The organism is Streptosporangium nanhuense, assembly GCF_059358815.1.
The window spans coordinates 169,638-190,181 of the sequence record NZ_JCADBG010000013.1 but is presented as its reverse complement, the minus strand read 5'-3'; the positions used below and the strand labels follow the sequence as shown (position 1 = coordinate 190,181).

21 protein-coding genes are annotated in these 20,544 nt (G+C 68.7%); 10 read left to right on the top strand and 11 right to left on the bottom strand.

All coding sequences use genetic code 11. The features are described from left to right. Positions 1-56: 56 nt before the first annotated feature. On the bottom strand, positions 57-1,262 hold the full coding sequence (locus tag AC5L38_RS25020) for a sensor histidine kinase (RefSeq protein ID WP_495245249.1): 1,206 nt from the start codon (positions 1,260-1,262) through the stop codon (positions 57-59). Next, the gene (locus AC5L38_RS25015) at positions 1,259-1,915 is read right to left on the bottom strand and encodes a response regulator transcription factor (RefSeq protein ID WP_495245343.1); all 657 of its coding nucleotides are present in this window, start codon (positions 1,913-1,915) and stop codon (positions 1,259-1,261) included. Before AC5L38_RS25015 ends, AC5L38_RS25020 begins: the two co-directional genes overlap by 4 nt. Positions 1,916-2,113: 198 nt before the next feature. Between AC5L38_RS25015 and AC5L38_RS25010 the strand changes: the two genes are divergently transcribed. The 4 genes from AC5L38_RS25010 to AC5L38_RS24995 are packed head-to-tail and all read left to right on the top strand — an operon-like array spanning position 2,114 to position 5,758. Then, positions 2,114-2,626 (top strand): hypothetical protein, encoded by a 513-nt coding sequence (locus AC5L38_RS25010; RefSeq protein WP_495245248.1) that lies wholly within the window; start codon positions 2,114-2,116, stop codon positions 2,624-2,626. Next, complete coding sequence (locus tag AC5L38_RS25005; RefSeq protein ID WP_495245247.1) at positions 2,626-3,741, top strand: efflux RND transporter periplasmic adaptor subunit; 1,116 nt, start codon at positions 2,626-2,628, stop codon at positions 3,739-3,741. The genes AC5L38_RS25010 and AC5L38_RS25005 overlap by 1 nt, the downstream gene beginning before the upstream one ends. Continuing rightward, a complete protein-coding gene (locus tag AC5L38_RS25000) occupies positions 3,738-4,544 on the top strand; it encodes an ABC transporter ATP-binding protein (RefSeq protein WP_495245246.1) in 807 nt (268 codons plus the stop codon). The genes AC5L38_RS25005 and AC5L38_RS25000 overlap by 4 nt, the downstream gene beginning before the upstream one ends. Further along, positions 4,535-5,758 carry an ABC transporter permease gene (locus AC5L38_RS24995; RefSeq protein ID WP_495245245.1) on the top strand — a complete coding sequence of 408 codons (1,224 nt, stop codon included), beginning with the start codon at positions 4,535-4,537 and terminating at the stop codon, positions 5,756-5,758. The genes AC5L38_RS25000 and AC5L38_RS24995 overlap by 10 nt, the downstream gene beginning before the upstream one ends. Positions 5,759-5,917: 159 nt before the next feature. On the opposite strand, the gene AC5L38_RS24990 is transcribed toward AC5L38_RS24995, so the two are convergent. Further along, entirely contained in the window at positions 5,918-9,226 is a 3,309-nt protein-coding gene (locus tag AC5L38_RS24990; RefSeq protein ID WP_495245244.1) for a S8 family serine peptidase, read from the bottom strand. A gap of 121 nt (positions 9,227-9,347) precedes the next feature. Between AC5L38_RS24990 and AC5L38_RS24985 the strand changes: the two genes are divergently transcribed. The 4 genes from AC5L38_RS24985 to AC5L38_RS24970 all read left to right on the top strand — a co-directional run bounded on the left by AC5L38_RS24985 (position 9,348) and on the right by AC5L38_RS24970 (position 13,545). After that, positions 9,348-10,364: a TrmB family transcriptional regulator gene (locus AC5L38_RS24985; RefSeq protein ID WP_495245243.1), complete on the top strand. Its 1,017-nt coding sequence runs from the start codon at positions 9,348-9,350 to the stop codon at positions 10,362-10,364. A gap of 130 nt (positions 10,365-10,494) precedes the next feature. After that, positions 10,495-11,913, top strand: coding sequence for a WD40 repeat domain-containing protein (locus tag AC5L38_RS24980; RefSeq protein ID WP_495245242.1), 1,419 nt, complete (start codon positions 10,495-10,497; stop codon positions 11,911-11,913). Positions 11,914-12,380: 467 nt separating this feature from the next. Next, entirely contained in the window at positions 12,381-12,890 is a 510-nt protein-coding gene (locus AC5L38_RS24975) for a hypothetical protein (protein ID WP_495245241.1), read from the top strand. Positions 12,891-13,293: 403 nt separating this feature from the next. Further along, on the top strand, positions 13,294-13,545 hold the full coding sequence (locus AC5L38_RS24970; protein ID WP_495245240.1) for a Clp protease N-terminal domain-containing protein: 252 nt from the start codon (positions 13,294-13,296) through the stop codon (positions 13,543-13,545). Between the two features lie 56 nt (positions 13,546-13,601). Here AC5L38_RS24970 and AC5L38_RS24965 read toward each other — a convergent pair whose 3' ends face one another. After that, a complete protein-coding gene (locus AC5L38_RS24965) occupies positions 13,602-14,465 on the bottom strand; it encodes an SDR family NAD(P)-dependent oxidoreductase (protein ID WP_495245342.1) in 864 nt (287 codons plus the stop codon). Here AC5L38_RS24965 and AC5L38_RS24960 point away from each other — a divergent pair. Next, positions 14,434-14,949: a winged helix-turn-helix transcriptional regulator gene (locus tag AC5L38_RS24960; protein ID WP_495245239.1), complete on the top strand. Its 516-nt coding sequence runs from the start codon at positions 14,434-14,436 to the stop codon at positions 14,947-14,949. The two genes, AC5L38_RS24965 and AC5L38_RS24960, sit on opposite strands and share 32 nt — an antisense overlap. Before the next feature lie 345 nt (positions 14,950-15,294). On the opposite strand, the gene AC5L38_RS24955 is transcribed toward AC5L38_RS24960, so the two are convergent. Together AC5L38_RS24955 and AC5L38_RS24950 are read right to left on the bottom strand one after the other, a co-directional pair. Then, on the bottom strand, positions 15,295-15,834 hold the full coding sequence (locus tag AC5L38_RS24955) for a DUF6461 domain-containing protein (RefSeq protein ID WP_495245238.1): 540 nt from the start codon (positions 15,832-15,834) through the stop codon (positions 15,295-15,297). Between the two features lie 189 nt (positions 15,835-16,023). Continuing rightward, positions 16,024-16,620, bottom strand: a complete 597-nt coding sequence (locus tag AC5L38_RS24950) for an RDD family protein (protein ID WP_495245237.1) — start codon at positions 16,618-16,620, stop codon at positions 16,024-16,026. A 211-nt stretch (positions 16,621-16,831) separates the two neighbouring features. Here AC5L38_RS24950 and AC5L38_RS24945 point away from each other — a divergent pair, with 211 nt between their 5' ends. Further along, the gene (locus tag AC5L38_RS24945; RefSeq protein ID WP_495245236.1) at positions 16,832-17,050 is read left to right on the top strand and encodes a tyrosine-type recombinase/integrase; all 219 of its coding nucleotides are present in this window, start codon (positions 16,832-16,834) and stop codon (positions 17,048-17,050) included. A gap of 321 nt (positions 17,051-17,371) precedes the next feature. Here the strand turns inward: AC5L38_RS24945 and AC5L38_RS24940 are convergent, their stop codons facing one another. The 5 genes from AC5L38_RS24940 to AC5L38_RS24920 form a co-directional block, all read right to left on the bottom strand. Continuing rightward, positions 17,372-17,632 (bottom strand): hypothetical protein, encoded by a 261-nt coding sequence (locus tag AC5L38_RS24940; RefSeq protein ID WP_495245235.1) that lies wholly within the window; start codon positions 17,630-17,632, stop codon positions 17,372-17,374. Between the two features lie 110 nt (positions 17,633-17,742). Beyond that, positions 17,743-18,171 (bottom strand): SCO4402 family protein, encoded by a 429-nt coding sequence (locus tag AC5L38_RS24935; RefSeq protein ID WP_495245234.1) that lies wholly within the window; start codon positions 18,169-18,171, stop codon positions 17,743-17,745. 152 nt (positions 18,172-18,323) lie between these two features. Then, on the bottom strand, positions 18,324-18,851 hold the full coding sequence (locus tag AC5L38_RS24930; protein ID WP_495245233.1) for an Imm21 family immunity protein: 528 nt from the start codon (positions 18,849-18,851) through the stop codon (positions 18,324-18,326). A gap of 84 nt (positions 18,852-18,935) precedes the next feature. Continuing rightward, positions 18,936-19,223 carry a hypothetical protein gene (locus AC5L38_RS24925; protein WP_495245232.1) on the bottom strand — a complete coding sequence of 96 codons (288 nt, stop codon included), beginning with the start codon at positions 19,221-19,223 and terminating at the stop codon, positions 18,936-18,938. Positions 19,224-19,249: 26 nt separating this feature from the next. Then, positions 19,250-20,488 carry a DUF4365 domain-containing protein gene (locus AC5L38_RS24920; RefSeq protein WP_495245231.1) on the bottom strand — a complete coding sequence of 413 codons (1,239 nt, stop codon included), beginning with the start codon at positions 20,486-20,488 and terminating at the stop codon, positions 19,250-19,252. Positions 20,489-20,544: the final 56 nt, after the last annotated feature.

The following is a 20,544-nucleotide window of genomic DNA, read 5'->3' as shown; positions in this document are numbered from 1 at the left end:
GGCTCACTCCCCGGCTCCGGGAAGGCGGCTCACTCCCCGGCTCCGGGACGCGCGGTTCACTCCCCGGCTAGGGGAAGGACCGCCGTCATGACCAGGCCGCCGCCCTCGCGCGGGCGGGCCGTGACGTCGCCGCCGTGGGCCCGGGCCACGGAGCGCACGATGGACAGGCCCAGGCCCGCGCTCTTGGCCGTGACCAGGCGGTCGGCGCCCAGGCGGCGGAAGGGTTCGAACAGTTTCCGGACGTCGTAGGGCGGCACGGCGGGCCCGGTGTTGCTGACCTCCACCTCGACACGCCCGTCGAGCGCGGTACGGCTGACGACCCGCACCCACCCGGTGCCGTCGCCGGTGTTGTGCCGGATCCCGTTCTCGACCAGGTTGTGCACCAGGCGTTCGAGCAGGAGCGCGTCCCCGCTGGTGGGTGCGGGGCCCGCCGCCTCGTGCACGGTGACCTTCGCGTCCTCCGCCTGCCCGGCGGTCTGCGCGATCACGTGGGACACCACGTCGGCCATGTCCACCGGTGACCGGTCGACGATCTCGTGCTCGGCGCGGGCCAGCAGCAGCAGTCCCGAGATGAGCTGCTCGTGCCGGGCGTTGATCTCCAGCAGGCTCTCGCCGAGCTGTTTGACGTCGGGCGACGCCGCCCTGCGGTGCATGGCCAGCTCGACCAGCGCCCGGTTGAGCGTCAGCGGTGTGCGGAGCTCGTGCGAGGCGTTGGCGACGAACCGGCGCTGGCCGTCGAAGGAGTGGTCGAGCCGCTCGACCATGGTGTCGAAGGCGTCGGCGAGCTCCTTCACCTCGTCCTCCGGCCCGCGCAGGGCGATCCGCGCGTGCAGGCCGTGGTCGGCGACCGTGGCGGCCGCGATCCGCCGCGCCGTGTCGGTCACCCGGCGCAGCGGGGCGAGCACCCGCCCCGCGACCACCCACCCGAAGCCCCCGGCGGCGACGCCGACCACGGTCAGCGCGACCGTCCCCTGGGTGAGCAGCGAGGTGACCGCGGCGGTGCGTAGTTCGTCCTCCTGCCGCTGCAGCCACCGGACCGCCTCGGGGCCCGTGAACACGTTGCCGTTCGTGTTGATGACGAGCATTTTCCGCTGCCCGTCCCCGGGGTCACCGTGCCTGTCGGTGAAGGACCGGGCCAGCTGCTGGTTGAACAGCAGGTAGGTGACGCCGAGCAGGGTCAGGCCCGCGGCGAGGAACAGGGCGCCGTACACGAGGGTGAGCCGGATCCTCAGCGTGAGGCGCGGAAACCTGTCGACGATCATGCGATCCGGTATCCCTCTCCCGGCATCGTCTCGATGACCGGTGGCTCCCCGAGCTTGCGCCGGAGCTTGAGTATGGTGAGGCGCACCACGCCGGTGAACGGGTCGGCGTGCTCGTCCCACGCCTTCTCCAGCAGCCGCTCGGCGGAGACGAGCGTCCCGTCGGCGCGCAGCAGTTCGGTCAGGACGGCGAACTCCTTCTTCGACAGCGGCACGTACCGCCCGTTCCTGAACACCTCCCGGCGCGCGGGGTCGAGGGTGATCCCGGCCCGCCGCAGCACCGGCGGCACGGCCGGCCGCGAGCGCCGTCCCAGCGCCTGGACGCGGGCGGCGAGTTCGGCGAAGGCGAACGGCTTGGCCAGGTAGTCGTCGGCCCCAAGGGACAGCCCGGCCACCCGGTCACCGATCTCCGCGGCGGCGGTGAGCATCAGCACCCGCGCGGTCGACTCAGACTCGACCAGTTCCCGGCAGACGTCGTCGCCGTGCACGAGGGGCAGGTCACGGTCGAGGACGACCACGTCGTAGTCGTTGACCGCGATGCGCTCCAGCGCCGCCTCGCCGTCGTGCGCGGTGTCGACCGCGTGCGTCTCGCCGCGCAGCCACTCGGCTATCGCGCCGGCCAGCATGCGCTCGTCCTCCACCACCAGCACTCGCATCGCGTTCTCGCGCCCCCTCGTCGTGTACGACGTCGTGTTCGGCTTCATGTACGGCTTCGTACACGGACGAGGTGATGGTGACGTACGCCGTGTTTGCTCGCCGTTAGCGCCGGCGGAAACGCGACCGAAACGCGCTCCCCTGTTGCATCGCCTCTCGAACGGCCGGTGGAGAGCCGGCCGGTGGAAGAGGAGAAGAGCATGAGAGTTCTCGGCGCGCTGGCGCTCGCCCTGGTCCTGGCGGGGTGCGGTACGACCGGCGACGGAGGGGAGGTGGCGTCCGCGGGGGACGGCGGCGGCAAGCCCGCCGTGAGCAGCGCCACGCCGAGCCTGAGCCAGCATGAGAAGGGACTCAAGTTCGCCCAGTGCATGCGGGAGAACGGCGTCGACATGGCGGATCCCGAACCCGGCAAGGGCGTCACCATCCGGATCGACAAGAGCGTCGGCAAGGAGACGGTGGACAGGGCCACGGCGGCCTGCAAGGAGTTCTCCCCGGTGGGCGGGTCCGGTCCGAACGGGCCGGACCCGCGTAGGACGGAGTCGATGCGCAAGTTCGCGCAGTGCATGCGGGACGGCGGCGTGGAGGACTTCCCCGACCCCGAGGGCGGCGGGCTGCGCGTGACCGGGGCCGTCGGCGAGGACCCGGACTTCCAGGCGGCGCAGGAGAAGTGCGCGAAGAAGTTCCTGCCCGAAGCGGGCCTGGGAGGGTCCTGATGGGGACGGACACGGACGCGTCCCCTCCCCTCGCGCGGCGACGCCGCGGCCCCGGCCGTGGCGGGAAGATCGCTGGACTGGTCGTCGCGGTCGTCGTCCTCGGAACGGCCGCCGCGGCCATGAGCGGCATGGCCGGCCCGGGCGGCACCGGGACGGACAGGGCGGCGGGCGTCCTGCCTCCGGCCACCACCCCGGTGAAGCGGCAGACGCTCACCGACACGCGGGACGCCGACGGCGAGCTCGGCCACGGCCCGGCCACCACCGCGGTGAGCCGGCGACCCGGCACGGTCACCTGGCTCCCGGACAGCGGCGCCCGGGTCACTCGCGGCAAGCCGCTCTACAGGGTGGACGACGAGCCGGTGGTGCTGATGTACGGCTCGACGCCGGCCTATCGCGACCTGCGGATCGGCACCGAGGGGCCGGACGTCGCACGCCTGGAGCGCAACCTTCGCAAGCTGGGTTACACCGGCTTCACCGTGGACGACGAGTACACCGGTGCCACCGCCTCGGCGGTCGCGCGGTGGCAGGACGACCGGGGCCTGGAGGAGACCGGCGTCGTCGAGCTCGGCCGGGTCGTCTTCGCCGACGGCAAGGTCCGCGTGGACAGCCTGGAGGCCGAGGCGGGCCAGCCCGTCGCCCCCGGCCAGAAGGTGCTGACCTACACCGGAACCACCAAGGTGGTCACCGTCCGGCTGCGGGCGGAGGACCGGCGGATGGCGAGGCGGGGGGCCAAGGTGTCGGTCACCATGCCCGACGGCAGGAGCGTGGCCGGCAAGGTGACCGAGGTCGCCACGATCATCGAGCCCGGGGAGGGCCAGAACGCGGATCCGGAGACGAGGCTCGAGGCGCTCGTCTCCCTCCGCCGCCAGAAGGCGGCGGCCGGCCTCGACCAGGCCGCGGTGGACGTGACCTTCACGGCGTCCAGGCGCGAGAACGTGCTGACCGTGCCGGTCTCCGCGCTCGTGGCGCTGAGGGAGGGCGGATTCGGCGTCGAGGTCGTCGAGGGCACCGGGTCCCGCTACCTCGCGGTGAGAACGGGCCTGTTCTCCGGCGGCCGGGTCGAGATCTCCGGGGACGGCCTCGCCGAGGGCATGATCGTGGGGATGCCGAGATGATCTCGTTGTCGGATGTGAGCAGGGTCTACCCCGGCGGGGTCACCGCGCTGGCCGCGGTCTCCCTGGAGATCGGGCGCGGCGAGTTCGTCGCCGTCGCCGGCCCCTCCGGCTCGGGCAAGTCGACGATGCTCAACGTCGTGGGCACGCTCGACCGCCCCTCCTCGGGAACCGTGCGCATCGACGGGTACGACGTCTCGAAGCTGTCGGACGGCGGGCTCTCCGCGTTGCGGGCGACACGGATCGGCTTCGTCTTCCAGCACTTCCACCTCGCCGCGAGGATTTCGGCGCTGGACAACGTGGCCGACGGTCTCCTCTACACCGGACTCGGCCTGTCCGACCGGCGGCGCCGGGCCTCGGCCTCGCTGGAACGGGTCGGGCTCGGTCATCGCCTCGACCACGAGCCGCACGAGCTGTCCGGTGGCGAGCGGCAGCGCGTCGCCATCGCCCGCGCGGTGGCCGGGGATCCCCCGCTGCTCCTCGCCGACGAGCCGACCGGCGCCCTGGACTCCGTCTCCGGAGCCGGGGTGATGGACCTGCTGCGCGACCTGAACGCCTCGGGCACCACCGTCGTGATCATCACGCACGACCGGGAGATCGCCGCGAGCCTGCCCCGGCAGGTGCGGATGCGCGACGGCCGGATCGTCTCCGACTCCGCGACCTCCACGACCTCCACGACCTCCGCGACCTCCGCGACCTCCACGCCCCTCGCGGCGCCCGCGATCCCCACGCCCCCCACGCCCTCCACGACCTCGGCGGCCGGGTCACCGCGGCGCGCCGGATCCGGGGTGGCGCGATGGCCGTGACCGATCGGGCGGGCCCGCCGAAACCGGTCCCGGCCAGGATGCGGCCCCGCGACGTGATGCGGGTCGGCGCGGTCGGCCTGCGCACCCGCCCGCTGCGGGCGTTCCTGTCCGCGCTCGGAGTGGCCATCGGCATCGCCGCGATGGTCGGCGTGGTCGGCATCTCGTCCTCGTCGGGCGCCGAACTCGACCGAACGCTCTCGGCACTGGGCACGAATCTGCTCACCGTCTCATCCGGCCAGACGCTGCTGGGCGAGGCGGCCAGGATGCCGGTGGACGCCGAGGCGATGATCGAGCGGATCGGCCCCGTGGAGTCCGTCTCCGCGGCCGGGCGCGTCGGTGACGCCAAGGTCTACCGGTCCGAGGAGATCCCCGAGGCGCAGACCGGGGGGATCGCCACTCATGCCGCCCGCCTCGACCTCCTGTCCACGGTGGGCGCGACGGTGCGCGACGGCACCTGGCTCAACGGGGCCACCGAACGCTATCCGGCCGTGGTACTCGGATCACGGGCCGCGGAGCGGCTCGGGGTGGGCTCGGCGGCACCCGACACCCAGGTGGTCGTCGGCGGCACGCGGTTCACCGTCGTCGGGATCCTCGCCCCGGTGCCGCTCGCCACCGAACTGGACGACGCGGCGCTGGTCGGCTGGCCGATCGCGGAGGCGGCACTCGACTTCGACGGGCACCCCACGACCCTCTACACCCGCTCCGACGAGTCGCGGCTGGAGTCCGTCCGCTCGGTCCTGGCCGGTACGGCGAACCCGCAGGCGCCCAACGAGGTCGAGGTCTCGCGCCCGTCCGACGCCCTCGCCGCCAAGCAGGCCACCAGCCAGGCGTTCACCGGGCTCCTCCTCGGGGTCGGCGCGGTCGCGCTGCTCGTCGGCGGCGTCGGGGTGGCCAACACCATGGTCATCTCGGTGCTGGAACGGCGCCCGGAGATCGGCCTGCGCCGCTCGCTCGGCGCGACGCGCGGGCAGATCCGCACGCAGTTCCTCTCGGAGTCGCTGCTGCTCTCGGCGCTGGGCGGGGCGGGCGGGGTCCTCCTCGGTACCGGCGTCACCGCCGGATACGCGCTCTCCCAGGGCTGGCCGGTGGTGCTGCCCGCCTGGGCGACGATCGGCGGCATCGTGACGACCCTGGTCGTCGGCGCCCTCGCCGGCCTGTACCCCGCCGTCCGTGCCTCCCGGCTCGCCCCGACGGAGGCACTCGCCACACCGTAGAGCGCGCTCGTCCCCGTCGTGACGCGCTGACGCGCCACCGGGAAAGCGGTGAACGCGCGGGTTCGTCCAAGCGCACACCGCAGGGAAGACGGGGACGGGACACCGGCCGGAAAGCGGAAACCCCGCCGCACCGGGGAGGCGCGGCGGGGTTTCCCTGACTCACTTGATCCCGTAGGCCCTGATGACGGTCTCGGTGAAGGCGTTGCCACCGGTGTCGGTGACCTTCACCCGAAGCGAGGCGAACTTTCCGCGCGTGCTGACCGGGTTCCAGGTCTCGGCGGACCAGGTCCCCTTGCCGGTCGGAAGCACCAGCGTGGGCCACCAGGTGCGGCCGTCGTCGTAGGAGATCTCCGCGGAGAGCTTGTTCACCCTCAGGTCGGGCGAGCCCGCCTGGCGCTGGACCCGCAGCGGGACGCGCGTGTGACCCGTGCCGACGCGGTTGCGGTCGTCCAGTTCCGGGCTGATCCTGACGGCCATCAGCGGCAGCGCCGGCATCTTGCCCTGCTCGGGGGTCTTCGACCTGAACCGCCACTCGGCACTGACCCGCGTGGAGAACTTGGTCATGGCCGGATCGCGGTCGGCGGTCACGGCGAGCCGGTACTCGCTCTCCTTCTTGTCGGCGGGCACGTCGATGACACCGGGCAGGTAGGCGTCGCTGTAGATCTCCTTGCCGTCGCGGTAGAGCTTGGCCCGCGGGGCGGTGTACTCACCGAAGGAGTAGCGTTCGGGCACGCTGTCCTCGAACAATCCGGTGGCGAACTGGAGCATGTCGCCCTCGCGCCTGGAGTAGTCCCCGCCGGGGTTGAGCCCAGCCGCGAAGACACCGTTGTTCCAGCGGTCGGAGATCTTCTCGCCGGCGCGGTGGACGGTGGTCCTGCCGAAGAAGAACTGGTCGATGTTGTCCCAGACGTCCAGTGCCTTGTACTGGATGAAGGACGGGTACCAGCCGGTGTCGCCGGGCGTGTAGTACTCGGTCCGCTGGAACGGGAGCGGGAAGTGGGACACGCTGCCGTACGGCATCCAGGCCAGTTCCGTCCCGTACAGCACGGGCAGGGCGAAGTGCTCGCCGAACTTGGCGTCCTGCTGGGTGGCGTACGTGGAGGTGACCTTGGCGAGGTCGCGGCCGCGCGGGCGGTAGCCGGGGTCGGCGGGGATGCGCGGCTCGGCCTTCATCAGGTGGTAGAAGTACGGGCTGTCGTCGTAGGTGCCGTCGCCCTTCGGCTTGGCCCACTGCGTCCAGCGGTAATAGGCGAACTTCTTGCTCGCCGTGCGGGTCGTGGGGATGGCCTTGATGCCCTCGATACGGTCCGCGCCCCACCTGTCCGCCAGCTCGACGTCCACGCCCATGGTCTGGACGCCGTCGGCGAGCTGGAGCATGCCGAGCATGCCGATGGCGAGTCGCGCGGTCGGCTCATCGGTGCGCACGTCCACCGGCTTGGCCTTGCGGCCGTCGGCGGTGAAGGTGCGGTCGGCGTCGAGGGTGAACTCCGGCTCCGCGGACATCACCAGGGTGCCGTCGTGGTCGAGCATGAGGGCGACGACCGTGTAGCGGTGGCCCTTCTGCAGCCTGAGGTCCAGCGTGCCGCCGGAGACGTCGTAGTTGACCTGCTTCTTGGTCTCAAGGTCGATGACCCCGGCGAAGGCGTTCTGGACGGGCTTCCCGTCCGAGCCGTCGAAGGCCAGCTTGAGCCCGCGCTTCTCCGGCTCGACCCGCATGCCGATGCCGGTGCGCACGGAGACCTCGGCGTTGGCGGCGATGACCGTGCCGCTGTACATGCCGACCACGCCCGGCTCGGCGCTCACCTCGACCTGCGCGGTGCCGTGCGCGGGGACCTCCACCGTGGTGGCGCCGAGCTTGAACGGCGTCACCGTCTCACCGTTGCCGTCCTTGGCCTTCACGCTCAGGTCCAGCCGCACGGCGGCGTCGCCGTCGTTGCGGTAGGTGAGCGTGCTCTTCCTGGGCGTGGAGGCGGGCAGCTCGACCTCGCCCAGGCTCAGCGAGGCGGGCTCGGCCGTGACCTGCTGGCCGACGGCGCGGGCGACGTCCACGCGGCCGGAGCCCTGGACGTAGGCGCCGAGCTCGTCGCCGGGCGCGGTGGAGGCCATCAGCGCCGCCTTGATGCGGTCGGCCTTCCAGTCGGGGTGCAGACCCGCGACGATCGCCGCCGCTCCCGCCACGTGCGGGGTGGCCATGGACGTGCCGCTCATCTCCGTGTACGCGTCGTCCCCCGAGGTGCCCCCGGCCCTGGCCGCGACGATGCCCGCGCCGGGCGCGATCAGGTCGGGCTTGACCGCGGCGTCACCGACGCGCGGGCCGGTGCTGCTGAACTGGACGACCGTGTCGGCGTCGCGGTAGGAGGCGCCGACCGACAGCGCGCGGTCCGCGCTGCTCGGCGAGCCGAGCGTCTGGGGGCCCTCGTTGCCCGACGCGATGACGAACAGCGTGCCGTACTGCTCGGAGAGCGTGTTGACGGCCTGCTCCAGCGGGTCGATGCCGGGAATGTCGGGGCCGCCGAGGCTGAGGTTGGCGACGCGGGCGCCGCTCTCCGCCGCCCAGGTCATGGCCTCGATGATGCCCGAGTCCGGGCAGTAACCGCTCTGCTCGCAGACCTTGCCGATCAGGAGCTTCGCGCCGGGGGCGACGCCCTTGTACTTGCCGCCGGAGGCCGCGCCGGATCCGGCGATCGTGGAGGCGACGTGGGTGCCGTGGCCGTTGAGGTCGCGGACGTCGGGCTCGGCGGTGAAGTTCTCGGTCTTGGTGACCAGGCCCTTCAGGTCGGGGTGGTCGGGGTCGTAGCCGCTGTCGAGCACCGCGACGGTGACGTCCTTGCCGGTGTGGCCGGCCTCCCAGGCCTTGGGCGCGCCGATGTGCGGGACGCTGACGTCGAGGGACAGCCTGGCCTTGCCGTCCAGCCAGATCTTCTCGGGCGCGGACGCCGCTCTGGCCTGCCCTGACAGGGACTTCCAGAGCGTGCCGGCGGCGGCGCGGGGCTCGCTCTGGGCGATGCCGTTGACCGCGGGCAGCGGGCGCCCGCCCGCGACGCGCAGCGTGGCGACGTCGGTCCGGCCGGGGTACGTCACGATCAGCGGGAGCGCCGGACTGGCGGCGTCGTCGTAGCCGAGCTCGGCGAGCCGGGTGAGGTTGAACAGCCGGGGGTCGAGCCTGCCCGCGGCCAGAAGGGGCATCGCGTCCACGGGGACGATGCTGAGCCCTTCCGTGGCCCGGCGGTGGATGAAGTTGATCTTCTCCCTGCCGGGACCCGGCTTGACGTCGAGCTGGGTCTGCTTGTCGGGGAGCGAGCGGAGCGTGACCTTGTCCCCGGTGATGAGAGTGATCGTCTTGGGCGGTCCGGCCTTCGCGGCGGCGGCCTGCCCGGCCTGAGGGGTGGAGGCCGAGGCCTTGGGGGTGGGGGCGGGGGTGGGGGTCGCCTGGGCAGGCGTGGCGGCCGCTATCAGGGCCGTTACCACACTGCCGATAAGGACGGTTCTCTGAAGCACATCCCGATTTCTAACGGTATGCGAATTTTGGTGACAAGGTGGTTCGTGTGGCCTATTGCGGCAACTGCCGGAATTGGCCAAGCTCGTAGGCATGCTTGATGACGGTTCGGCACTCGCGGTCGTGGGGATCAGCGCGTTCGACGAGCGGATCTACCGCGAGGTGCTGGCCTGCCCCGGCATCACGGTGCAGGAACTCGTCATGAGAAGCGGGGAGAGCACGGGGCGCATCCAGACGTCGCTGACCAGGCTCCGCGCCAAGGGCCTGGTCAGCCGCCTGTGGGGACGGTCGCCCCGCTGGACGGCGACGAACCCGGGAACCGCCATCCGCTCGCTGGTACGCGGCATGCAGAGCAACCTGGACCGGCTCACCGACACGGCCGACCAGCTGGAGGAGACCTTCCGCACCGTCGGCCAGGACCTGGAGGAGGGCGGCCAGTTCGAGGTCCTGGCGAGTCCCGAGGACCAGGCCAGGTCGTACGTCCGGCTGCAGCAGGAGGCCAAGGAGGAGGTGCTGACCTTCGACCGGCCCCCGTACGTGCTGGACTATCACAACCCGGTGCAGCCCGGCCTGCTCCGCAAGGGTGTCCGCTACCGGACCATCTACGTGCCCGAGGCGTTCGACCACTCGGGGGCGCTCGACGAGGTGGGCAACCTGGTCAAGGCGGGCGAGGAGGCACGGGTCCTGCCCGAGCTGCCGTTCAAGATGGCGATCGTCGACCGGTGGCAGGCGGTCGTGCCGCTGCACATGGACCTGCCGCTGACGCGCGGCGTGCTGATCAGGGGGACCACCATGGTGGTGGCCCTGGTGGAGCTGTTCGAACGCCTGTGGCAGGAGGCGCTTCCGATGTACCCGCAACCCGCGCCCCGCGACGGCGAGCCGACCGGTGAACCCTGCGTGGGCGAGGAGCAGGAATGGCCGGGGCTCGACGCGGAGGACCGCCGCCTCCTGACGCTGCTCTCGGCCGGGCTCAAGGACGACGCCATCGCCCGCCAGCTCGGCACCAGCCCGCGCAGCCTCCGCCGCCGCCTGCGCCACCTGCTGGACGAGCTGAACGCCGAGACCCGCTTCCAGGCGGGCGCCCAGGCCAGCCGCCGGGGCCTCGTGTGACCTCCCGGCGCCCCGGGACACCCGGGAACACCGGTGAACGCCTTTCGCGAGCATCCACGCGAACGGCCACGCGAACGTTCACCCGGACACTCGCCCGGACGCTTCCCGCGAACGACGATGTGGAGACCGAGTGAGCGACCTGGCAGAAGCCCGGCGAGCGGATCCGGGTGGCGGCACCCGCTGGAGGACATCCACGATCGTGCTCGCCGCGTCCCTGGCCGTCTGCCTGACCGGCGCGGGACTCGCGTGGAAGCGCGAGTACGACAGGGCGTCGGCCCACAGGCGCGTCGCACTGGCTCACGGGCTCGCACTGCACGCCGCGGACCTGCGCGACGCGGACCCCGGCACGGCCCGGACCCTCGGCATGGCCGCTGTGAGAATCCACTCCGACGGGCAGACCCGGGCGGGGCTGATCGACACGCTGGTCAGGGAACACGGCACCGACCTCACGCCGGACGCCTCCGGCGAGGTGGCGCTGAGCGGTGACGGACGGATCGCCCTGACCGGCGACGACGGCGGGGAGGTGAGCGTATGGGACCTCACGACCTGGCTCGATCCCAAGGTCGTCCAGAAGCCCGATCGGATCGCCGCCCTGAAGGGCCACGGGGAGAACGTGGTCGCGATGGCGCTGTCCTTCGACGGGCGGACCGCGCTGACCGGTGACGACGGCGGCACCACGATCGTGTGGGACCTCACCGACCCGGCCAGGCCGATCCGGACGGCCTCGATGGTGACCGAGAGGGACGCCGAGTACGCCAACGGCGTGGAGGCGGTGGCGTTGCCGCGAGAGGGCCGTATGGCGGTGGTCGCCGGACACGACGGCGACGTGACCGCGTGGGATCTGACCGACCGCTCCCGTCCGGCCCGCCTGTCGACGACGGCGCACGCCTCGTCCGTCCTCGACCTCGAGCTCAGCGCGGACGGCGAGATCGTCGTCACCGTGGAGGACGAGGGAGGGACGATGCTCCGGGGCCTCACCGACTCCTCCCGTTCGATCGAGCCGGCCAACCTGGCTCCGCACGCCAGGTCGGCGACGGCGGCGGTGAGCGCGGACGGGCGCGTCGTCATCCTCGGGAACGCGCGTCAGGCCGAGGCCTGGAACATCGACGGCCGTTCGCGCCCGGTTCGCAGGGCCGTGTTCGACGTACCCCTCGCCTACATGCACGACATGGCCCTGACCTCTGACGGCAAGACCGCCCTGCTCGCCGGGCAGAGTGACTCCGCGACCCTCTGGGACCTTTCCGACCCCTCAAGCCCAGCCCGGATGGCCGCGTTGCGGGGATACACACAGGAGATCAATTCCGTGGCTCTCAGCGCCGACGGCGGCGTCGCCCTGACCGCCGGCCCCGGCGGGGTCTCCCTGTGGGATCTCGGGAACCTCGCCGAAGTGGTCGCCGACCCCGCGGACGCGGCCTGCGACGGTCACACCGGCGCGGTGATCGGCAAGGCGGACTGGACGCGATACACGGGCGGCGAGGACTGGTCGGACTATACGGAAGAGAGCATGGACTTCCTGTCCGTCTGCTTCATCAGCCCGGACTCCTCCTGACCGTCCGCCGCCCCCGGCCGCTGATCGTTCGTAGGCGCTCGCCCGCTTTCGACGGCTCTCCCTCGCCGCGAGCAAATACCCATGGCCGGAGCGGATAGCTCCGCGACCCCGGGGCAGAGAGGTGCGCATGGTGAATCCCTTGGACATCGTGCTGGTCTTCCTGCTCGTCGCCGCCGCGGGCCTTTTCGTTCGTTCCTGCACACGGCAACGCCGTTGAAGCGGGAGCGCCATAGGTGCCCGTCGGGCGAGGGTGAGGCCGTCGGTCCACCTCCGTGAACGGAGACGGCCGGCATGCGCGGCGGCCATGAGGGCGATCCCGGTCGCGATGGCGCGTCATCGGTGTTCGCGCTGTCACGCGAGGGCACGGTCCGACCTTCTTGTCCGTAGGCCCCGCACGATGTGCAAGGCCGTTCGAATCGGATTTCTCCCCGCTGGAACGTGAACGGGAACCTGATGACCGTCGTCCAATGAACATGACGCGCAGGCGCTGGGTCGTTCTCATCATCTCCGCCGCCGTCGTTCTGGGCCTGACGGTGCGGTGGTGGATCGCGGCCGAGAACGACCGGCGACTCGACGGACACGCACGGCAGACTCTTGAGCGCTATGAGCGGGCATTCGCGAAAGACGGTGCCCGCGCCACGCTGCCCCCTCCTCAACGGAACGGGCACGATCCCTTTCCCGACATCGTCTTCGTGGAGAAGGTCATCGTCCGCCCGGACGGGAAGACACTCACCGCCGAGTTCACCGGAGGAAAACCCACGGGTCCCTGCGGCGCGGACTACAGCGCGCGAGCCGTCGAGTCCGAGCACGCTGCCCTGATCGTGGTGGAGGAGCATTCGCACCGGTGGGGAGGAGGGGTCTGCACGGCGGAGGGACACACCAGGCAGGCGACTGTGCGGCTCAGCCGTCCCTTGGCCGGGCGCACGGTGTTGGAGGCTTGGGGCGGGGTCCCCGTTCCTGTCGATTTCGCGAAATGACAGGGGCCGGGAGTCAGCGCGGGGGCGGTCGTCCATCACGCTCCCCCGATCCACCGGTCACCTCCGGCGACAGCGGACCTCGGCCCCCCATGACGATCGCCGGGTTGTGTCCGGACGGCGACACGACTCGAGGCGAGCGTACGGCGACGGTCCTGAGCCACGCGAGGGCGTCCGAGAAGTCACGAGGCGCCGCGGGACCGGCACACGGGCACGGCCAGGCGCCCACGACATGACACCCTGACAGCACGACACGAGGACCCCGGGCGTTCGCTCGAGGTCCTTCGTCACGTCGGCCTCGGAGCTCCCGGAGTCCCGGAGTGGCGAAACCGATCGCGCGGTGACACCGCGGGCGCCCTTGACCCGACGATTTCGTACGGCTCCACTTGCAGGAGGAGGACAACACATGAATCCCACCGATCCACGTCCGACACCCCGCTACGAGAACACGACAATGGCCAGCCGGGAGATCGCACGAGGGTTCGACCATGATTACGTCGGCGTCGAGCACCTGTTTCTCGCCATCATCCGGGACCCGTACTCCGTCCCCATGCAAATCCTCACATCGTCAGGCGTACGCGTTTCGGATCTGGAACGAGACCTGCTGGCCCTGATGGATTCCGATTCGTACAAAGGGATCCAAGGTAGAGGCAACTGATCCGGTTCCGCTTTCGATCCGGCGGGCGGTCGCGTCCCGCGCACCGTGTGATCGCGTCACCCGGCTTGAGGTGCCTCCGGCGTCCGGAGGTCACGGAGACGGCGAAGCCGGTCCTCGGTGTAGGCGACCAGGCGCGCGGCGTCGTCGGGATTGAGCGTCTTCAAAGACCTGTCGACCGTCCTGCCCCGGTCGATCGCGGAGAGCGGGTCCGCCGGCGGGTGGTCGATCCACCCGACGATCGGCCGGACCGCGTCGGCCACCGGGCGCGCGAAGAGGGCCGCGAGCAGCTTGATCGTCCCGCGGACCAGCGGATTCCGGTGGTTGGCCCCGCTGCGGGTGAAGCCGGGGTGGTAGAGAACGTAGCGAGCCCTGTTCTCCGCCTGATCGGCGAAGGCGACGCCGAGCAGGTCGTTCGCCCGTCCGGCCTGGAGCTGGGCACGCACCTGGCCGTACCGGCGTGTCAGCTGGGGGTCCTCCCAGAAGATCCGGCCCGCGGTGGTGCCGACCCCGGCGACGTTGACGACGACCGGAGCGGGGGCGGCGTTCAGCAGCGTCCGCAGACGAGAACCGAGCAGATAGCGGCTCAGGTAGTACAGGGCGAACGTGAACTCCAGCCCGTCCGCGGTCTCCCTGCGCCTCGGGCTCACCCGGTTGGCGAACAGGGCCAGCGCGTCGACGGCGTCGTGGCGCTCGGCGATGTCGGCGACGACCCGCTCGACCTCGGCGATCGAGGACAGGTCCGCCCGCAGGAACCGCAGGTTCGGGTTCGCGGCACGGTCGAGCAGCGCGCGCCCCTTGGCCTCGCTGCTGCCGATCACGGTGACGTGGTCACCCCTCGCCAGCCGTTCCAGTGCGGTCGCGCGCCCCATCCCGTCGGTCCCCCCACTTATGATCACGGTTTTCCGTCGTTGGCCCGGCATCGTGTCCTCCATAGGCTTGCGATCGGCTGGTCCAATCGTCGGGCCGCCGCGTCAGAGACGGAAAGAAGGCACTTTCATGTCCGGTACGCACACGGGTGTTCCCTCGGTGCTGGCTCACGAGTTACCTCGTCCGGTGCCGGTCGACGACCTCGAAACGTGTCCGGTCGGGGACCTGTTCCGACGTCTGGGTGACAAATGGAGCATGCTGCTGCTGATCCTGCTCGGCGGCCGTCCTCACCGGTACAACGAGCTGCACCGCGCGATCGAGGGCATCAGCCAGCGCATGCTGACCCGCACGCTGCGCGCCCTGGAAAACGACGGCCTGGTGCTGCGCGAGGTGCATCCCACCGTGCCCCCCGGCGTCGAGTACAGCCTGACCCCCCTCGGCCGAACCCTGCTGGAACCCCTGTCGACCCTGGCCGACTGGGCGGTACGCCACGAGGCCGAGATCAACGAGGCCCGCTCCCATGGCACCGGCGCCTGACAGAGCCAGCAGTTCGCAGGCATGGGCAAGGGGCGTCGACGCTCCGCCCGAGTTCGAGGTCCGGCCCTCGGAAGACGCTCACCCGTGCTCTCATCACTCGATGATCGCGTGACGGGGTGAGATCATGAGCGGCTTCCAGGTCGGGGAGCGCATGGACGGCGGCTCGTAGGAGCGCCGAACCGGGCGCCGGGCCGATCACGGGTGATCCGGCATCTGCGTCGGCGGGATGTCTCGCGCCGGCACTGCCGGGCCGTCATCACGGTTACTCGTGACGGGGTGACGCTTCTCGGCCCCGATGTCGACGCCCCTGACGACCCGTCGGAAACGCTCGAACGGGACCGGCCGTCAGTAGAGGTGGTCGACCGATCCGACGACGGTGGGCATGGCGTAGTGGGCAGGTGACAGGTGCACACCGGTGGCTCGTTCCGCGAGAGCGAGGGCCCCCGTGACCCGGGTCGGAAAGTGATCGGCCGCCTCCTCCTCGACGGGCATGCCCAGATCCCGCATATGGGCCAGAAGGCGATCGGGGTCGCTGCCCTGTCGCGAATCAGGGAGGCACGGTTCGAACTTCGTGACCACCACCCCGTCGACCGAGTAGACGAAGTCCTCGTCGAGACTGCCGTCGGTGAACACCCTCGCTGTCGCGGTCCCGTGGGAGAGCAGGTCCGGCAGCTCGGCGTAGCCGTAGTCGACCAGGACCGTGCCTCCAGAGGCAGTGCAGGCTTCGATGCCCCATTCACCGGAGATGTCGCCGGGGATGGCGCCGATTCGATGCAGGCTCTCCTCGGGAGACAGGTCTCGCACGAAAGTGACGCAGAAGCCGTCGCTGCGCTCCTCGCACTCCTTGACGAACCAGTCATAGTCCGCCGCTGTCGCACCGCTCATCGACGATCCCTTCCCGTACTCGACCGAACCGAGGTGATGATTACCGGCAGGGCCGACATGTGAGGCGGTCATGGGAGCGATCCACATCACCGGTTCGGAAGATCACGGTACGCGACCCCGTGAGCCGCTGTGGTGCCGGCCGGAGGCGACCTCACCCTGTCCATGATTCCCCGGCCCCGGCATGGTCGACTACAGGGCCACCAGCACGGAGATGAGCACGAAAGCGGCGAAGAGGGCGATGACGATGCCCAGGCCGAACAGGAGGCTGGATCCTCCGCCCCCTTTCCTGTTGGGACCGCTGAGGTCGATCACCACGGTTTTGGCAATCACGTCATGTAGGCATCGACGCTTCGGATCGCCGAATATCCACAGCATGTCGACCAGGTTGATCAACACCCCGATGTACGGCACCGACGTCATGACAGGGTAGGCAAGAGCGCGAATTCCCGCATGACGGAGACTCGGCGGTTCTCCGGTCGCGCTGGACACCACCTTCAAGCGGCAGAGTCGCTTACCAGGCGTCTGACCCCACAGCGCGTGCTGCACCCAGAAGTAGACGGCGAGGAGGACGGTGATCGCTACTTCGATCGGCCAGTTGGGATTCCCCGCGTAGGGGTTGAGATAACTGACGAGAACCGATTCGTCGGACACCTCGACATCTTCGAACAGTGAGTAGACCGGCGAGATCGCTATGAAACAGATCAGGCCGTCGATAAGAGCAGCCGCGAAACGGTGACGTCTCGCGGCGAGGGTTTCCGGCGTCAGGGTTCGGGGGGCGGTTGTCATGCAGGTCAGTGTGCCGGATGACCTTGACGCGTGAGACCAGGGGGCGGGAGGGAGACGATCTCGGCCTGCTTGACCCGGTCGCGCGGGGACTCCGATCCGACGCCCAACTGCCGGGCGACACGCGTGGGGCGGGAGACCGCTGGGAGGATCACGATCTCGTGTTCGCCACCCGCCACGGCGGCCCGATCGAGCGCACCGAGGGCTGGAAGGTGTGGAAAACCATCCTCAAGCAGGCCGGCGTTCGAAACCCCCAGGCGCTCGCCACACGGCCGCGACCCCGCTCATCGAGCAGGGTGTGAACATCCGGGTCGTTCAGGAGCTCCTGGGCCACACGAGGGTGACCACGACCGAGCGTTATGCACATGTGTCCACACCGCTCATGCGCGATGCCGGCGAGCGCCTGGCCTCGGCGCTCTGGGGGAAGCCCTGAACCCTCGTTGCAACTATGACGCCATTGAAGATCAAAAAGGCCCTCTCCCCGTATCTCGGGAGAGGGCCTCTGACCTGCGGAGGCTCGGGGATTTGAACCCCGGATGGGCGGTAAACCCAAACCGCATTAGCAGCTCTGATCTTCCCCGTTCAGATCAGTTCCGCCTGGACCAACGGGCGCGGCCGGTCCTTCCGGAACGGGGTTGAACGGGGCTGGATTGCAACTAGAACTGCAACTAGGCCGGCCGCTCCATGTCGTCTGTGCATCCCCGTGAGCATGGCTCTTTCCCCGGTCGTCTGATGAGCGGGTGGCACGACTCGATCAAAAGGGGCGAGACCAGGGCTGGGCCGGCATGAGGGCGAGCGCACGGTGAGCGAATCCTCTGAGTTCCTCCCATCCGGGATGGGAACGCAAGGCTCCCTCGGTCCATGCCGAAGGGCCTTGCTCGGTGAGGTCGATCAACTTCTGGTCGATGGCACTGAGCAGGGTGGCGATTCGTTCGGAGATCCATCCGGCTTCACGAGACTGCCACGAGGCGGGATAGACGGCATCGAAGTCGAGGGCCAGTTCGTCGATGGACATGGAGCCGGTCCACTGGAGCTGTTCATGGGCGGGCGAAGCGAGGCGGTGCACAGCCTCCCGTAGGAAGCTCCAGTTCCCCTCGGCTGCTTCCCTATCGCTTCGGCGATCACTCATTCGATCATGGTAGGAGGCCAGCGGTGCCCGGCGTCATGCAACCTGCTCAAAGCGGTGAGGTCGTTCGTCACCAGCACGTGAGCCAGTCGCGCCGCTGCAGCCAGCACAGCCGGCCAGCTGGGCGATTCCAGGTACGTCTCGTCCCTGGCGGTCACACCCACTGACTCCTGTACTTCGGAATAAGCTGCGCCGAGGTCTGCCATCAACGAGACCTCCTCGTCTGTACGCAGGCTCTTTCCCAGCCAGGACCGCGGCTCGCGTGCATCGCAAAAGTCATCGAAGAGGACGTGCGCCACGTAACCGAGATTCTCGAACTCGTCGGGGTTCAGCCACACCTCACGTTGCCAGGATGAGCTCGCAAGTGCGACGACCGCAGGGACAACATGCAGGCGGTACTGAGGAAACTCGATGCCATGATCGATCACTCGTCAAGGGTATCGAGGAGCTGATCGCCAGGATCCGGCCCAGCGGTTTTCAAGAGAGCTACGTTCCCCACATCGACCACGACTCTGAGCTGCTGTGATGCATGTGCTTCAGCGCGGGAACTGGAAGATCATTTCGCGCATATCCCGCAAGGTTAGATCTGCTGGACAAGCTGAACGATCACCAAGTAGGCGGCCTCGGTCTCAGCATAGGCGGCACGGACGGTGTAGCGCCCCGGTGGTAGGTCCACCCTTAGATGCTCCTCGCTGCCGATGTAGTCGTGTCCGTGGACGGAGTCGAAAAGGATCACGGGCTCTTTGATGTCCCACACCAGCTCCTCCTCCCACTGCGCAGAACCGGCCACATCGGTAGCGTCCTGGAGAATTTCCTCGGCCGAGTCCGCAGCGATCCAGCGGACGAAAAGGTTGTGTTCGGGCAGGAACGTGGTGCCAGCGGGATGGTCGCCGAGAACGAGAGCCTCGTCTGGTCCAACATCGATCAAACCGATGTAGCCGTCGACCTCGCAAGCTCGGCCGTAGTCTCCCCCATCGTCGGGGTAATCCTCCGGTACGCCGTTCCAGTACTGACAGGCTGACTCCGGAACAACGATGTGCGGCCCGCCCAGCGTAGTGACCCAGAACGGATCTCCATCACCCGACTGCTCCATGTACGGCTGGGACATGACAGTCAGAGTACGGCGAGAATCCGACAGAAGGTGCAGCCTAACCTTCTGATCCGTAGATCCCCAAACGAAGTCAAGGACCATTCAGAGCCGTTCGCCCTGCTGCTCACTGCGGCTTTGACCGTTCAAATACGTCCAGCTCGGTTCGTGATCATCCATTCGGATGGCTCCCAGAATTGCTCCCAAGCCAGAAAGAGTGATCTGTTCCTTGCCGGGATCAGGTAACCCCTCAATCAGGGGCTCGCGATTCAGTCTTGAATGGCGCTGCACAGGTGTGAGTGTCAGCGATCGTATGTCTCTGCCGCAGTACTGCACCTCACCGATGATCGAAGCAGCCGTGCGGCGCGAGGTGAACTGACTTGAGCTTGTCACGTCTGAGCGGCTGAAGTCTCCCTGTTTCAGACCTCTTTGGATGATGTGGACTCAAGTTCGGGAATGCGCCATAAAATTTTGACTTGCTCATCAAGAGGGAGCGAGGGTCCACCGATGTAGATGCGGTGAATGAGGTAGAGGACGGCCAGCCTGAACGCCTCCGGCTCGATGTCGTCCATCGTCGTTACTGTCGCCCGAGTCAGCTTGTTCACCCGGCGAACGATGCGCGGGTCGGATTCGAGAGGGCCGAGCTCGGCAATGATCTCCGGTTCGAGTTCGACGTCCCCGCGCATGGCCAGGATCGAGCGTTGCACCAGATCAGGCTCGGTTTCGATTCGACTGAGAATACGGGTGAGGACGTAACCGTGAATTACGTCTGCGTTGATTTTGGCATGTTCCTCGGGCTCCTCACCCGTGCAACTTGGACACCCCTCGCACTCGGCAGGCCCAACGAAGTCGTCCTCCGGCCCTTCGTCGGCTTGCTGAGTAGCGATGAAACAGGAAATCACCCACATGATCTCGGATCGGCTCAACCTCAGGTCTTCGGCGTCCCATAGGTCCGGGTCGATGGGTCCCCTGCCTCTTTCATCATCGGGTATCGAAAGCTCGGAGCGCATTAAGGACTCTAGGCTGACGAGAACCGGTTCCCAGTCTTGGGTGCTGAGCAGCAGAGTCGCCACCACCTCCCCCGGGCGTTTCCAGAAAATGAGGTCCTCGTCGTCGCCATTGACGAAGTGCAGAACGTGGTCCGTAGGATCGAATTCGACTCCAGACATCTCGCCTAGATGGGTAAGGACTGCTTGTCGGCCTCGGTAGCGTCCGACATAGCGGCGGGCTTGGGCCACGAAAAAATCTATGGTGGTGTCGTCCAGTATTGCGTTTGGGCTAACACCGATGAAGCGTGGCGGATTGAGAGGGCCGAACTGGCGGAGCTGTTGGGTGCCGTTCGCCCAATGCAGTCTCTTGGTATCCGGGTCGTACACTACGCAGTAGACGGGGATGTTCCCATTCGCCCAGGTGTCAACGTGCTGGCCGATAGGAACCGCATAGCCATTGCCTCGCCTCCATTTGTCCCCACCCTTGACCTGGACCTTGATCGTGTCGCTTGTGACATCCCCGTTGTCGGTGAAGGTGACGTAGAAGTCTTCGCCGAAGTCGTTCTGCCCAGATATCTCTTGCACGATGTGATCGTGATCTTCGAGCAGGGTGCGTAGCGCGTTCACGGCAGCCTGCCCTACGCGCCGCCCTTTCGAAATCTTCGGCATACCACCCTCCTACAGGTTCCTCGCCGGCTTGGGGCAATCCGGTTCAGCGTTGTCTT